Annotated in this window: 10 protein-coding genes and 1 tRNA gene; 8 read left to right on the top strand and 3 right to left on the bottom strand. The window is 73.1% G+C overall.

Features of this window, described 5'->3' with window-relative positions:
* The first annotated feature begins 11 nt into the window (after window positions 1-11).
* The 5 genes from ACZ6B8_RS13665 (at window position 12) to ACZ6B8_RS13645 (ending at window position 7,819) form a co-directional block, all read left to right on the top strand.
* Window positions 12-1,253, top strand: coding sequence for an alpha/beta fold hydrolase (locus ACZ6B8_RS13665; protein ID WP_471607327.1), 1,242 nt, complete (start codon window positions 12-14; stop codon window positions 1,251-1,253).
* Complete coding sequence (locus ACZ6B8_RS13660; protein WP_471088564.1) at window positions 1,250-2,452, top strand: SDR family oxidoreductase; 1,203 nt, start codon at window positions 1,250-1,252, stop codon at window positions 2,450-2,452. Before ACZ6B8_RS13665 ends, ACZ6B8_RS13660 begins: the two co-directional genes overlap by 4 nt.
* 149 nt (window positions 2,453-2,601) lie before the next feature.
* A complete protein-coding gene (locus tag ACZ6B8_RS13655) occupies window positions 2,602-4,194 on the top strand; it encodes an AMP-binding protein (RefSeq protein WP_471088562.1) in 1,593 nt (530 codons plus the stop codon).
* A gap of 1 nt (window position 4,195) precedes the next feature.
* Entirely contained in the window at window positions 4,196-6,562 is a 2,367-nt protein-coding gene (locus ACZ6B8_RS13650; protein ID WP_471607326.1) for an anthranilate synthase component I, read from the top strand.
* Between the two features lie 45 nt (window positions 6,563-6,607).
* Window positions 6,608-7,819, top strand: coding sequence for a class-II aminoacyl-tRNA synthetase family protein (locus ACZ6B8_RS13645; RefSeq protein WP_471088558.1), 1,212 nt, complete (start codon window positions 6,608-6,610; stop codon window positions 7,817-7,819).
* Window positions 7,820-7,919: 100 nt separating this feature from the next.
* On the opposite strand, the gene ACZ6B8_RS13640 is transcribed toward ACZ6B8_RS13645, so the two are convergent.
* Window positions 7,920-8,429, bottom strand: a complete 510-nt coding sequence (locus ACZ6B8_RS13640; protein ID WP_471088557.1) for an RNA polymerase sigma factor — start codon at window positions 8,427-8,429, stop codon at window positions 7,920-7,922.
* A gap of 447 nt (window positions 8,430-8,876) precedes the next feature.
* On the opposite strand from ACZ6B8_RS13640, the gene ACZ6B8_RS13635 reads away from it, so the two are divergent.
* Window positions 8,877-9,929, top strand: coding sequence for a LuxR C-terminal-related transcriptional regulator (locus ACZ6B8_RS13635; RefSeq protein ID WP_471088555.1), 1,053 nt, complete (start codon window positions 8,877-8,879; stop codon window positions 9,927-9,929).
* A 77-nt stretch (window positions 9,930-10,006) separates the two neighbouring features.
* Here the strand turns inward: ACZ6B8_RS13635 and ACZ6B8_RS13630 are convergent.
* Window positions 10,007-10,079: transfer RNA gene (locus ACZ6B8_RS13630), tRNA-Ala, on the bottom strand.
* A 180-nt stretch (window positions 10,080-10,259) separates the two neighbouring features.
* Between ACZ6B8_RS13630 and ACZ6B8_RS13625 the strand changes: the two genes are divergently transcribed.
* Together ACZ6B8_RS13625 and ACZ6B8_RS13620 are read left to right on the top strand one after the other, a co-directional pair.
* Window positions 10,260-10,808: a helix-turn-helix domain-containing protein gene (locus tag ACZ6B8_RS13625; RefSeq protein WP_268772332.1), complete on the top strand. Its 549-nt coding sequence runs from the start codon at window positions 10,260-10,262 to the stop codon at window positions 10,806-10,808.
* A gap of 49 nt (window positions 10,809-10,857) precedes the next feature.
* On the top strand, window positions 10,858-12,498 hold the full coding sequence (locus ACZ6B8_RS13620; RefSeq protein WP_471607325.1) for a serine/threonine-protein kinase: 1,641 nt from the start codon (window positions 10,858-10,860) through the stop codon (window positions 12,496-12,498).
* An 81-nt stretch (window positions 12,499-12,579) separates the two neighbouring features.
* On the opposite strand, the gene ACZ6B8_RS13615 is transcribed toward ACZ6B8_RS13620, so the two are convergent.
* Window positions 12,580-13,983: a hypothetical protein gene (locus ACZ6B8_RS13615; protein WP_471607324.1), complete on the bottom strand. Its 1,404-nt coding sequence runs from the start codon at window positions 13,981-13,983 to the stop codon at window positions 12,580-12,582.
* Window positions 13,984-14,453 lie beyond the last annotated feature (470 nt).

Raw genomic sequence — 14,453 nt, 5'->3', positions numbered from 1 at the left:
AAGGAAGGCCCATGACCAGCGCACCCACGCTCGACCTGCGCTACACCGCGGAGCGCACGCTCCGCGTCTCGGACGACACCGAGCTCTACTACGAGATCCAGGGGGACGAGGGCCCGCACCTCACCCTGGTGAACAACTTCTTCATCATCGCGCCGATGTGGCGCAACTTCACCGCCGAACTGGCCAAGCGGAACCGGGTCCTCACCTACGATCTGCGCAACCAGGGCGCCTCGTCGGTCTCCCCGGACATGACCTGGAACGACCACGTCGAGGACCTGCGGGTGCTGCTCGACGGTCTCGGCATCGAGCGCACCCACCTGCTCGGCACCTCCGCCTCCGGGTTCATCTGCCGTGACTTCGCGGCCCGTTACCCCGAGCGCGTCGACGGCCTGATCCTCACCGGGCCCTCCTGCACGCCCGGGGACGGCGTGCGGCGCCGGGCCACCGAGCGCGCCTGCATCAACTCCCTGGAACTGGGCGGCACCCAGGCCCTCTGGGACCACCTGTACTCGGTCGTCTTCAGCGAGGCGGCGATGCGCGAGATGGGCGCCACCGGCTACCTCGGGCTGCGCTCGGCGTTCACCGCCATCCACCCGCCGGACCCGATGCTCACCAACCTCAAGTGCGCCCAGCAGGTCACCGACGGTCCCGAACTCCTCGCCGCCATCAAGCAGCCGACGCTGCTGCTCCTCGGCGACAAGGACGACATGTGGAACGAGACGCTCGGAGCGGAGGCCGGGCGGCTCATCGAGGACTCCGAGGTCGAGTGGATGCACGACGTCGGCCACCTCCCGTACATGGAGGACGGCGACGGATTCCAGGCCCGGGTCCAGCGCTTCCTCGACGCGCTGGCGGCCCGCGAGTCGGCCGTGGCCCCGCAGACCGGCGACGACCCGGCTCCGGCGCCCTCGGCCGCCGCCGGGGCCCCGGCAGGGACCGGCACCGCCGCACCGGCCGCCGCCCCCGAGACCGGCGACGCGCTTCTCGGCGCCCTCTGCGCGCTGCTGCGCGAGGTCGTCGCCGACCGGGCCGACCTGCCCGCGACGGGGCTCGCCGAGACACCGCTGAACAGCATCGGCCTGGAGTCCTGGGCGTTCACCCTGCTGCTCGGCCGGATCGAGGAGCAGCTGTCCGTGGAGTGGGACATGGACGTCCCGCCGGAGGTCTTCGAGAGCCTCGCCTCCATCGCGGACCATCTGCGCGCCCACCACAGCCCCACCCTGCCCGCCACCTCCCAGGAGTCCGCACAGTGACCGCCACCACCCCTCCCGCCGTCCACGTCATCACCGGGGCGACCGGCTTCGTCGGCGGGGCCGTCGCACTCGAACTGCTCCAGGAGACCCCCGACCACCTGGTGTGCCTGGTGCGCGGCGACGACGACGCGGCCGCCACCCGCCGCCTGCACGACGCCCTCGGCCACGCGGCCGAGATGTACGACGTGCCCGGCCTGCTGCCCGCGATCCTGGAGCGCACCCGGGCCGTCGCCGGCGACATCACCGACGAAGCGCTGCCCGCGTCCGCCGACCGGTTCCGCGCCGCCGACGGCACCGCGCCCGGCACGTTCTGGCATGTCGCGGCCTCCCTCAAGTACGAGGACCGGCACGCCGACGAGATCAACCTGATGAACGTGACCGGCACGCACCACGTCCTGGCGCTCGCCAAGGCCCTCGGCGAGCCGGTGTTCAACCACGTCAGCACCGCCTACGTGGCGGGCAGGCGGACCGGCCTGATGCACGAGGAGTTCCCCGGCGACACCGCGTCGGCCAACAACGTCTACGAGGCCACCAAGACCATCGGCGAGCAGAAGGTCGCCGCCTCCGGTCTGCCGTGGCGCGTGCTGCGCCCCTCGATCGTCATCGGGCACTCCGGCACCGGCGCCGCCACCAGCTTCACCGGCATGTACGGCTTCGTCTCGTCCGCGCTGCGCTTCCGCCGCGCCGTGGAGAAGGAGTTCGGCAATCTGCTCCAGCACCGGCAGGTGCCGATCATCGCCGACCCGGACATCGAGTGCGACCTCGTCCCCGTCGACCTGGTGGCCAGGAGCGCCGTCGCCATCGGCCGTACGGGCGCGCTGAGCACCGTCTACCACCTCAACAACGGCGGTTCGCCGACGGTCGGCGAGGTCATCGAGGAGGTCTTCGATCTCGCCGGACTGCGCAAGCCCCGCTTCGTCTCCAACCGGGGGCTGCTCACCTCGATCGACCTGAAGCTCGACGAGGGCATCCAGTTCTACGCCTCGTACATGATCAACGGAAAGCGCTTCGACCAGACGAACACCGAGTCCGTCTGCGGCGCGGGCGCCCAGCGCTTCGACCTGGACCGCGCCGAGGTCCGCCGCTTCGTGCAGTGGTACCTGGACCGCATCGAGTCCGACGGCCGCAGCTCGGCGCCGGCCCGCGCCTCCTTCGCCTTCAAGGGCACGCGCCGGGTGGCCGCCACCGCCGGCGGCTGACCGTCCGCGCCGCGCCGACGGCGTCCCCCACCGCCGTCGGCGCCCCCCTTCTCCGCTTCTCCGTACGCCGCCGTACGCCGCCGTACGCCGACCACTCACGCCCGAGACGCCGCACCGTCTCCCGTCCCCTCCAGGAGAGGAGACCGCGCATGCCCACGACCGACGATCTGCCGAAGCCCGGGAAGCTGTTCACGCTGGGTCTGATCACCCAGCAGGCCGCACAAAAGCACCCCGACGCGCTGTTCTACCTGGACCGCGCCTTCGACCTCGCGCCCGGCCTCGGCCTGCGCCCGACCTACGCCCAGGCCGCCGAGCTCGTCGAGGACACGGCCGCCCGGCTGTACGCCGCCGGGGTGCGCCCCGGTGACACCGTGGCCGTGTTCAAGAGCCACAACGCCGACATCCTCTTCCTCGCCTGCGCCATCGGCCGGGTGGGCGCGGTCCCCGCGATGCTCGCGCCCTTCCTGGAGTGGCCGACCGTGGTGACGATGATGAGCCGGCTCCGGCCGGACCACTTCCTCACCGACCCGGACATCCTGGCGCGCGCCGGGGAGCACGTCGACGCGCTGCGCGAGCACGCCCCGTCCGTGCTGCTCACGCACGGCGAGGCGGCCGGACTGCCCTCGCTCGCCACCACCACGCCGGGCGAGGCCCCGCCGTACCCGGACATCCCGCACGACGCGCCCGCGCTGATCACCCACACCTCCGGCACCACCGGGGTGCCCAAGCTGGTCGCCGCCGCGCGCCGCGGCACCCAGCTGCCCATCAACACCCAGGCCAGGATGGCGAAGCTGCTGCGCTACCGCGAGACGTTCGCGATGTGCATCTCCTTCGTGCACGCCCGCACCTACGCGGCGCTCGCCACCGCGCTCCAGCTCGGCATCGGCATCGCACCGCTCGCCGACCCGGACCCGGACAGCGTGCGCGAGGTGCTCTCCGAGTGCCGCCCCGGCTGTGTGGAGGCGCACCCCAACATGTATCTGCACTGGGAGGAGCTGGCCGGCCTCCCGGACGGCCCCTTCGAGCGGGTGCGCATCTTCATGAGCACCTTCGACGCCATCCACCCGCGCAGCATCCGCACCCTGCTCGGCGCGAGCAAGCGGCGCTCCCCGCTGTTCATCCAGACGTACGGGCAGACCGAGACCGGCCCCGTCACCATGCGGATCTACACCCGCCGCAACATCGAGAAGGCGGACGGCCGGTGCGTCGGCTTCGTCTTCCCCGGCATGACCAAGGCCCGCATCCGGCCCCGCCCGCAGGACGCGGGCACCCGCAACGGCTACATCCAGGCCAGGTCCTCCGGCGTCGCCCTCACCTACGTCGGCCAGCAGGACCTGTACGACGAGCGGTCCGCGGACGGCTGGTGGAACCTCCAGGACATCGGCCACAAGACCCGCTGGGGCTGTGTGCACCTGATGGACCGTGAGTTCGACCAGACGGACGGCCTGGAGAGCCTGCTGGCCGCCGAGGACCTGCTCATCGAGGCGCTCCCGGAGCTGACCGAGGCCGTCTTCGTCCGCGTCGGCGACACCGTACGGCCCGTGGTGAGCACCCGCAGGGACCTCCCGCTGGACCGTGCCGCCTGGCGGGCCGCCGTCGCGGACCTGCCCGCGGTGCCGGAGCCGGTGCACGTCGCGTGGGAGCACATGCCGCACACCGCCACCTGGAAGGTGAAGCGGAACGTCCTCGCCGCCGGCCTGACCGACGGTTCGATCCCGGCTCTGGACGGGGTGCTGAGCTGAGATGACCACCCACCCCCTGACCGTTCCGCTGCCGCGGGAGTGGACCACCGGCGCCGGGGTGCGCGTCGAGCGCTCCCGTACCGCCGTCGACGGCGAAGCGGCCCTGCGGGAGCTGGAGGACGCGCTGGACACCCGCAGGGGCGCCGTCCTCCGCTCCGACTACGAGTCCCCCGGCCGCTACCGGCGGCACGCCGTCGGCTACACCGACCCACCCGTCGAGATCGTGCTGCGCGCGCTGCGCACGGTGGAGGTGCGCGCGCTCAACGCCCGCGGCGAGGTGCTGCTTCCGGTGCTGCGCGCGGCGGCCCGGCGCACCCTGCGCGAGGTCCGCGACCTCACCGCCGCCGAAGGGCCGGGCTTCACCGGCCCGGTGCGCGGCTCGCCCGGCCGGGACACGTTCAGCGAGGAGGACCGGTCGCGGCGGCCCGGCGTCTTCGACTTCGTCCGGGCGGTGCGCGACGCACTGTCCGGCCCCGCGGGCGACTTCCTCGGCCTGTACGGCGCCTTCGGCTACGACCTCGTGCTCGCCTTCGACCCCGTGCCGCTGCGGCAGCACGGACGCGCGGCCCACGACCGCGACCTGGTCCTCCACCTGCCGGACGAGGTGACCGTCACCGACCCGGTGGCGGGCACCGCCTGGCGCCACCGGTACGAGTTCACGGCCCACGGCCGCAGCACGCACGGGCTGCCCCGGACCACGCCCGCGCAGCCGTACCGCGCCGGGGACCCCGCCGGCGGTCCGGCCGGCGACCACGCGCCGGGCGAGTACGCCGCGCTGGTGGACGTCGCACGGGAACGGTTCCGGGCCGGCGACCTGTTCGAGGTGGTGGCGAGCCGCACCTTCGACCGGCCGCTGCCCTGCCCGCCGTCGGAGCTGTTCCGGGCGCTGCGCGACCGCAACCCCTCGCCGTACCAGATGCTGGTGAACCTCGGCGAGGGCGAACACCTGGTGGGCACCTCGCCGGAGATGTTCGTACGGGTGCACGCGCGGCACACCTCCGACGGCACCGGCTGGCGCGTGGAGTCGGCGCCCATCAGCGGCACCGCGGCGCGCGGCCGGGACGCCCTGGAGGACGCCGAACAGGTCAAGGCGCTGCTCGCCTCCGAGAAGGAGGAGGCCGAGCTGACCATGTGCACCGACGTGGACCGCAACGACAAGTCCCGGGTGTGCGAGCCCGGCACGGTCCGCGTCATCGGCCGCCGCCAGCTGGAGATGTACGCGACGCTGATCCACACCGTCGACCACGTCGAGGGCGTGCTGCGGCCGGAGCGGGACGCGCTGGACGCCTTCCTCAGCCATATGTGGGCGGTGACGGTCACCGGCGCGCCCAAGCACGCGGCCGTCGCCTTCCTGGAGAAGCACGAGCGCTCCCCGCGCCGCTGGTACGGCGGCGCCGTGGGCCGCGTCGGCTTCGACGGCACGCTGGACACCGGCCTCACCCTGCGCACCGTGCACGTGAGCGACGGGCGGGCCCGGGTCCGGACGGGAGCGACGCTGCTCTACGACTCGGTGCCCGAGGCCGAGGAGCGGGAGACCGAACTGAAGGCGAAGGCGCTGCTCGACGTGCTGGACGGGTGGTCCGGGGCGTCGTCCGGGGGCTCCGGGCTCGGTGGAGTCCCTGGGGTCTCCGGGGTCTCCGGGGTCTCCGGGGTCTCCGGGGTCTCCGGGGTGTCGGGGGCGCCGGGGGTGGGCCGTGTCTCCGGGACGGCCTCCGACCCGGGCGCGGACGACTCCGCGTACCGTCCGCGGGTGCTGCTCGTCGACCACCAGGACTCCTTCGTCCACACGCTGGCCGGGTACCTCCGGCAGGCGGGCGCCCGCGTCTCCACGTACCGCGGCGGCTTCGACAAGTCCCTCGTGACGGACCTCGACCCCGACCTGCTGGTCCTCTCGCCGGGTCCGGGCCGCCCCGCGGACCACGACACGGCGGGCACCCTGCGCGTCGCCGAGGACCACGGCATCCCGGTGTTCGGCGTCTGCCTGGGCATGCAGGCCGTCGTGGAGTACCTGGGCGGGCGCCTCGCCGTGCTCGACCGGCCCTTCCACGGCAAACCGTCGACGGTCTCGGTGGTGGACGGCGGCGGGGAGCTGCTGCGCGGTCTGCCGCCGCGCTTCACCGCGGGCCGCTACCACTCCCTGTACGCCGACGCCGCCGCCCTGCCGCCCGGCCTGCGGGTCACCGCCCGCTGCCCGGACGGGGTGGTGATGGCCGTCGAGCACGAGACCCGGCCGCTGGCGGGCGTGCAGTTCCACCCCGAGTCCCTGATGACGCAGTTCGACGACCACGGACAGCGGCTGATCGGCAACGTCCTCGCGCACCTCGCGCGGCGGCCGCGGCCCGTCGCCGCCGGCGTGCGCCGTGTGTGAGTGCCCCTGTGTGTGATGTGTGTGATGGAGAGAGGTTCCACGAGCATGACTGACACCACCGTCGCCCCGGCCACGGATGCCCCGGCTCCCGGTGCCGGCGTCCGGCGGACCTGGCAGGCCCCCGGCGAGCTGCACCCCGACGACCGCCGCGAGTTCGGCGCGATGCTGCGCTACTGCCTCGACGGCACCGACGAGGGCCGCATCGACCTGACGTCCGTGCCCCGGATCGAGTTCGGCGCCGCCGACGACGCCCACGCCGACCGGGTCGAACGGCTCCTGGGCGAGGCGTTCAAGCGGTTCGCGGGCGCCCCGCAGCGCACCCCCCGCACCCGCCTCGACCGCTGGGACCTGGCCGTCGCGCCCGCCCCCGCCGCCGTCCCGGGGCCGCTCGGCACCACCCCCGCCGACGGCCGCATCGGCCCGGGCCTGTTCGTCAGCGGGCCCCGCAACGCCCTGCTGATCCGCGCCCTGGAGCGGCTCCTCGGGCAGACCGCCGCGCGGCTCGGCGCCGCCGAGTACACGGTGCCCGCGCTGCTGCCCTGGACCACGCTGGAGAAGGCCGGCTACACCGGCAACTTCCCGCAGCACATCACCGCCGCCGGCGTCGTCCGCCCCGACCTGGACGCGCTCGACCGCTTCGGCGCCGCCGCCGACCAGGCCGCCCGCGCGGCCGAACTGGAGTTCACCCCGGTCGCCCTCGCGCCCGCCACCTGCCTGGGGCTCTTCGAGCGCTTCCAGGGCGCGCGCCTCGACGAGCCGCTGACCGTCACGGCCACCGGCCAGTGCAGCCGTTACGAGGGCGGGGCCACCGCCGACACCTCGCCGACCCGCCGCTGGTCGTTCAGCATGCGCGAGATCGTGTACGTCGGTGACCGGCCCGGCGCCCGCGCCTTCCACGCCCGGGTCCTGGAGGAGCTCCTCACCCTCGCCGAGAGCCTCGGCCTGCCGTGCAAGGTGCAGCCCGCGTCGGACCCGTTCTTCACCAGCGCCCGCCCGCAGATGGCCCAGTACCAGGCGGCGATGGACGTCAAGTACGAGCTGGTGGGGCGGATGGCGCACGACGGCTCGGAGGTCGCGGTCTCCTCGCTCAACTACCACAACCAGCACTTCGGCAAGGGCTTCGACATCGCCTTCGCCGGGCAGCCGGGCTTCTCCGTCTGCTGGGCCTTCGGCCTCGAACGCTGGGCGGAGTGGCTCGGCGGCTACCTCGGCGACGACCCGACGGGATGGCCGGCGGGGCTGCGCGAGCAGTGCTGATCCGGTGAGGCCGGCCGCTGACCGGCCCGGGCACGCCCGAGCCGGTCAGCGCTCCGAGGGGCCGACGACGGTCCGGCGGACCGGACCGCGGCCGTACCGGTCAGCGCCAGGCTTCCTCGAAGTTGCGCCGGGCGCGGTGCAGACGCGACCGCACCGTGCCGACCGGCAGCGAGAGCACGCGCGCCGTCTCCCGCTCCTCCAGGCCGTAGACCGCGCGCAGCGTGAGGATGTCCCGCTGGTGCGAGGGCAACCGCTCCAGTACGTCGGCGATGGCGACGCCCAGCGAGGGGTCGGCCGGGGACGGCTGGTCGACCAGTTCGGCCGTCGCGGTGCGCCCCGCCCGCCGCGCGGTCCGCGCGGCCTCCCGCACCGTCACCGCGCGCACCCACCCGTAGAACGCCGCGGGCTCCTTGAGCGTCCGCAGCCCCCGGTACACGGCGAGCAGCGACTCCTGGACCGCCTCGGGCCGGTGGCCCGCGTCCACCGAGGAGCACAGCCGCCGCACGAACGGCGTGATGTGGAGCAGCAGGTCGTTCACCGCGCGGTGGTTTCCCGCCTGCGCGTTCCGGATCAGATCGTCGACCGGCTGGACCGTGACCTTCTCGTTCATTCCCCCGCCTTGCCTACGTGTCGCAATGACCGATGAATTCACGGGGGAGTGCACACGCCGACAAGACAGCGCGTTCCTGCCGAACCCGGCAGGAGCGCGCCGACGGCAGCCGGAATGCCCGGCTCCGCAATGTCCAACCCCCGTGCCGTCGAGGCTAGTGACGGAGGTTCACGGAACAAGCAATTCACACTGGCTGGATCCCGCCATGGCAAAAATTCGCCATCTCACCCGCTGCCCTTTCGTCCCACCCGTGTCCCAAAAGCAGCGAGCCCGACCCGATGGTCACAACTCCGTTGCACAGCGCGTGATCTGACTCTCACTTACCGCTCCCTTTCCGCGCCGCCGCCCTAGAGTGATCGCCTACGTGTCGGTAATCGCTGGACAGCGCACAGTCATTCACCGGAGGGCCGCTCTGTGAGAAACCGTGCAGCCGGCACGGACGCCCAGGTGTCCGAAGCCTCACGGCTCGCCGTCTATATGGAGCTCCGTGAGCGCGGCGGTTCCGATCCCGACGAGCTGAGCGACAGTTTCGGACTGTCCCGTTCCGAGGCGCGTGCCACCTGGGCCTCGCTGCGCCGCCTCGGCCTGGTGAGCTGGCCCGCGGAGCCGGGCGCCCGCGTCGTACCGGTGGATCCCGAATTCGCGCTGATGCGCATGCTCCGACAGCAGCAGGACATGGCGCAGCGCAGCCTGGAGGAGTCCCTGCGGATGCACGAGGCGATGGAGTCGCTCCTGGAGGTCTACCTCCCGGCGACCGGCTCCTCCCACTCGCGCGTCGAGGTCACCGCCGCCGGCACGATCGACGAGATGGTGCAGGCCCTGCACGACGTCACGGACTCGGCCCGCGCCACCCTGCGCACCGCCTACGCGGAGAGCAGCCTGCCGGCCCGGCTGCGCCGCAGGATCGGTCCGCTCCGGCAGCAGATGTTCGACCGGGGCATCCAGGTCCGCTCGGTCCGGCTCCGCCGCGACTCGATGTCGCCGGGCACCTACGACTCCTTCGGCCGCCTGGTCGCCGCGGGCGTGAACCTGCGGCTCGCCTCGGTCATCCCGCTCAACATGGTGATCATCGACTCCGACTACGCCGTGCTGCCCGCCGCCGACGACGCCTCCCACTGCCCCCAGCTCACGGTCCGCGGAGCACCGCTGGTCAGTGCGTTCTCCGCGGTGTTCGAGCACACCTGGCGCGAGGCCACCCCCTTCGCCCCGGAGGGCGAACGCTCCCCCACCCACCTCTCCACCGAGCAGCGCACCCTGGTGCAGCTCCTGGCCGACGGCATGAAGGACGAGGCCATCGCCCGCACCCTCGGGGTCTCGCCGCGCACCGCGAGCCGTCTGATCGCCGACCTGATGCAGCGGCTCGGCGTCACCAGCCGCTTCGCCGCCGGCGCCCGCGCCGCCCAGTACGGCCTGCTGACCCCGGCCCACCCCGAGTACGCCGCCTCGCCCCCGGACACGATCCCGGCACCGGACGCGGTCCCGGCCCCCAGCGCTCCGTAGCCGGAACACCGGCCAAGACGCACCGAAAAAAGCCCCTCCGAACCACGTTTCCGCAGTTCAGAGAGGCTTTCCAGGTGTGGAGCCTAGGGGAGTCGAACCCCTGACATCTGCCATGCAAAGACAGCGCTCTACCAACTGAGCTAAGGCCCCGAGAAGAACACCCGACCGGAAGAATCACCTCCCGTCGTGCGTCGCAGACCAGAGTACCGGGTCACCCCCCGGATCCCGCAAAAGGATTGGGGCTCCCGGTCGACGACCACGCTCCGTAAGATGCACGACGTGGTTCGCGGCAGCGAACCGCGGTCTTAGGGGAAGCGATGGGGAGACGCAATGGACGCCGCACAGCAGGACACCACCGCGAGAGCACGAGAGCTCCAGCGGAATTGGTACGGAGAGCCGCTGGGGGCGCTCTTCCGTCGACTCATCGATGACCTCGGTCTGAACCAGGCCCGCCTCGCCGGAGTCCTCGGCCTCTCCGCGCCCATGCTCTCCCAGCTGATGAGCGGCCAGCGCGCCAAGATCGGCAACCCCGCCGTGGTCCAGCGCGTCCAGCTCCTGCAGGAACTGGCCGGCCAGGTCGCGGACGGCAGCGTCAGCGCCGGCGAGGCCACCGACCGCATGGACGAGATCAAGAAGTCCCAGGGCGGGTCCGTCCTCACCAACACCGCGCAGACGGCGACCAGTTCGGGCGCCCCCACGGTCAAGCGCGTGGTGCGCGAGATCCAGTCACTGCTGCGCTCCGTAGCGGCGGCGGGCGACATCATCGATGCCGCGGACTCCCTCGCCCCGACCCACCCGGAGCTGGCAGAGTTCCTCCGGGTGTACGGCGCCGGGCGCACCGCGGACGCGGTCGCCCATTACGAGGCGCACCAGAGCTGAGCCGTCGACCGGGCCGTCCCGCGGCCCGGAAGGGGAGCGGAGCGCGACCATGGGTGAGGTCTTCGCCGGCCGGTACGAACTGGTCGACCCGATCGGACACGGGGGAGTCGGAGCGGTCTGGCGTGCCTGGGACCACCGGCGCCGCAGGTACGTCGCCGCCAAGGTGCTGCAACAGAGCGACGCCCATTCCCTGTTGAGGTTCGTACGGGAACAGGCCCTGCGGATCGACCACCCCCATGTGCTCGCGCCCGCCAGCTGGGCCGCCGACGACGACAAGGTCCTCTTCACCATGGACCTCGTCGGCGGCGGCTCGCTGGCCCACGTCATCGGGGACTACGGCCCGCTGCCGCCCCACTTCGTCTGCACCCTCCTCGACCAGCTCCTCTCCGGCCTCGCCGCCGTCCACGCCGAGGGTGTCGTGCACCGTGACATCAAACCGGCCAACATCCTGCTGGACGCCACCGGCGCCGGGCGCCCGCATCTGCGGCTGTCCGACTTCGGCATCTCGATGCGCAAGGGCGAGCCCCGGCTCACGGAGACCGACTATGTGGTCGGCACCCCCGGCTACTTCGCCCCCGAGCAAATGATGGGCGCGGAACCGCACTTCACCGCCGACCTCTTCGCCGTCGGCCTGGTCGCCCTGTACCTCCTGGAGGGCACCAAGCCGGACGCCAAGGCGCTCATCGAGTACTTCGCCGACCACGGCACCCCCGGGGCGCCGCAGGGCGTGCCCGAGCCTCTCTGGCAGGTCATCGCCACCCTTCTCCAGCCTGATCCCCAGGCCCGTTTCCGTACCGCGACGGGGGCGCGGAAGGCGCTGGCCTCGGCCGCGGAGATGCTGCCCGAGCCCGGCCCCGACGACGAGCTCATCGAAATCTTCGACCAACTCCCGCCGCTTCCGGCCGGCTTCGCCCCCGAGGGGCCACGCCCCTCGGCGCCCCACGCGGGCGGTCCACATTCCCGTGCTCGGCATGCGCGGCCTGGGCCCGGGGCTGAGGCTGGGCCCGGGGGTGGTCCAGGTGCTGGGCCCGGGCCCGGGGGTGGCGCGCTCTCAGGGCCGGGGTCTGGGGCCGTACCCCGTGCCGGGTCCGGATTCTTCGCGCACGGGACACCCGGCCCGTCTTCGGCGGTGCCCCCGCCGCCCGACCGAGCTCCGGACCCCACCCCGGGGTTCGTGCGTCCCGCGCCGGGCCCCGTGGGACCCGGGCAGAGTCTCGTGGGCCCCGCGCCCGGTTTCGCGGGCCCCGCGCCGGATCTCGTGGCAGGTCCCGTACCGACCCTGCCCCCGCAACCGTCCACTCCCCCTACTCCGATGCCCTTGCAGGCACCCGGTCCGATACCCGTCCCCGGCCCCATCACCGCACCCGCCCCCGCACCAGTGCCCGCGCCGGCACCCCCGCTCACACCCGACCCCACGCACGTGTCCCCCGCCCCCCACATCCCGCCTCCTCCTGCACCTGCACCTGCACCTGCACCTGCACCCCATGCGTACGCCCACGCTCACGGCCCCGCCCCCGCCGTGACCTCCGCGGCGCACCACGCTCACGCTCACGCTCCTACTCATCCCAACAGCGCTCGCGCCGCTCAGGTTCCCCCTCGCCCGGGACCTCCCTCGAAAGTGGCGGTGCCGATGCTGCTCGTCGCCCTGACCTGCCTCACCGTGGGTTTCTGGGCCCTCACGCAGCTCTGACGCCCCGCCCCGCCCGACACCGGCCGGCCGCCCGAAGCCGGTCAGCCGGTCACACACGAGCCCCGGACACCCGATCAGCCGTCAGCCCGTGGGCCGCCCCGTCACGGCGACGCCACCGGCCGCACGCTCCCTCTCCGCCGCCCGCGCCGCCTCGGCCGCCCTCGCCGACCTCGCCGCCCGGCGCCGTGCGATCAGGACCCACAGACCGAGCACACCCAGCAGCGTCACCCCCGTGCCGATCCCCGTGGCGGCGACCACCGCCATCAGCTCATTCACCCCGTCGTCGCCGGTTCCGGCACCACCCCCGGCCGCCGTCTCCCCGCGCTCCGCGGCCTCCGCGTCCCGCTCCGTGACCCCGAAGTCGTCCGCAGGCACCGGTGACCCCGCGTACGCGGGCCCGGGCCGCGGCGCACCCTCGACGTCCACCCGCAGCGTCAGGTCCAGCGGGGCATCGCCGAACTTCTCCGCGACCTGCGGGCTGAGGTGCACCGACAGGTAGTACCAGCCGGCGAACCGCAGCGCCGAGACCTCGTCGGTAAGGGAGAACCGGTTCTCGTACGCGACCGGCGGCAACGGATCCAGCACGGCGGACTTCTGCTTGCCGTCGTACGCCACGTCGACGTCGTCGACCTCGGCGCGCACCGGGTTGGACAGTGACATGACCAAGGCGGACGAGACGTATCCCGTACCGGAGGGCCCCCGACCGATGCCGCCCGTGCCACCCGCACTGCCGAGCTCAGCCGTGACCGACAGTTGCTGCCCCCAGTCGACCGGTACGCGGTAGAAGAGGGTTCCTCCCGGCTTGATCCCGGCTCCCCAGACGCCCTTGCCCAGGCCCCGCGCCCCGCTGAAGCCCGCGCCGCCCTCCCGCGTCCTGCGCACCCCTGACGGCGGCACGGGGGTCGCCGAGTCCCAGGTCTCCGGCGGCACCGTCGCACCGCCCGCCCGCGGCACGGGTTCTGACGCCACATGAAGTTCCAGGTCCCAGTCGCCCTGCGCGGCTCCGGAGGACGCTCTGGTCCGCTCGACGAGCACGTAATACGTACCGGCCCCTGTACAGCTCTTCTCGTCGGGCCCCACCCTGCGGACCGCGGAGGCCGTGATCGGGCGCGGGCTCTCCGCGGAGCCGAACCTCGCCTTCTCCGCCTCCACAGGACTGCAGTTGTTGCCGTCGGCGTCCTGCAGGGAGACCTGGACCCCGTCGGCGTAGGTCACCCGGGCCCCGGGCTTCGGAACGGCGGTCACCGCGACGTACGCGTTCTGTTGTGCCGTCAGTTCCAGGCGGTAGAAACGCTGCCCCACGCGCGGAAGGTAGCTCTTGTACGTCTTGCCGGGCCGGAGCCGATGCCCCTCGAGGTTGCTCGTGGCGCCCTCGACCGTCTCGGCGCCCGGGGCGAAGGCGTACGCCCCGGGATCTCCCGCCTCACCCACCGCACGCCCGGCGCCCCCGGATGTCCCGACGGCCATGGCCTGTGCGGGAAGCACCGCGACAGCGCACAACGCGGTGACCGCGGCGGCGGCCACGCCGGCTCGGCCGCGGCCCCGAACCATGCCCAGAACCCGGCCCCGGCCACGGCCCCGCTCCGCCACCCCACGGCACTCACCCAGCCGCCGCCCCATCACGCGCCACCCCTCGTGAACTCAGCCGACCCACCCGCCCCGTCCCGACCGTCCTGCCCTCCCGGGGCCGCCCGGACACCACCGCGAACCCGCCATCGGCGCCACCGCCCCGCACCCGCCCCACACGCACCGTGGCGCTTGAAGAATCAACTGATTTCGGAAGCGAAAGAGGGTGAATCCGCTGTTGTCACAGCCGCGGCGGCCATCCGGGTCCCCCACCCCGAACCGCGGCCCCGACCGGCCCCACTCGCGCGCGCTCCGCGACCGTCCGCTCCCCGCCCGATCCGGAACAGCACAAAGCCCCGGCCGCACATGCGACCGGGGCCTGTGAAGTG

Source organism: Streptomyces sp. NPDC041122 (assembly GCF_055592445.1).
The sequence above is the reverse complement of the archived record's forward strand: the minus strand, read 5'-3'. Positions and strand labels throughout refer to the sequence as shown.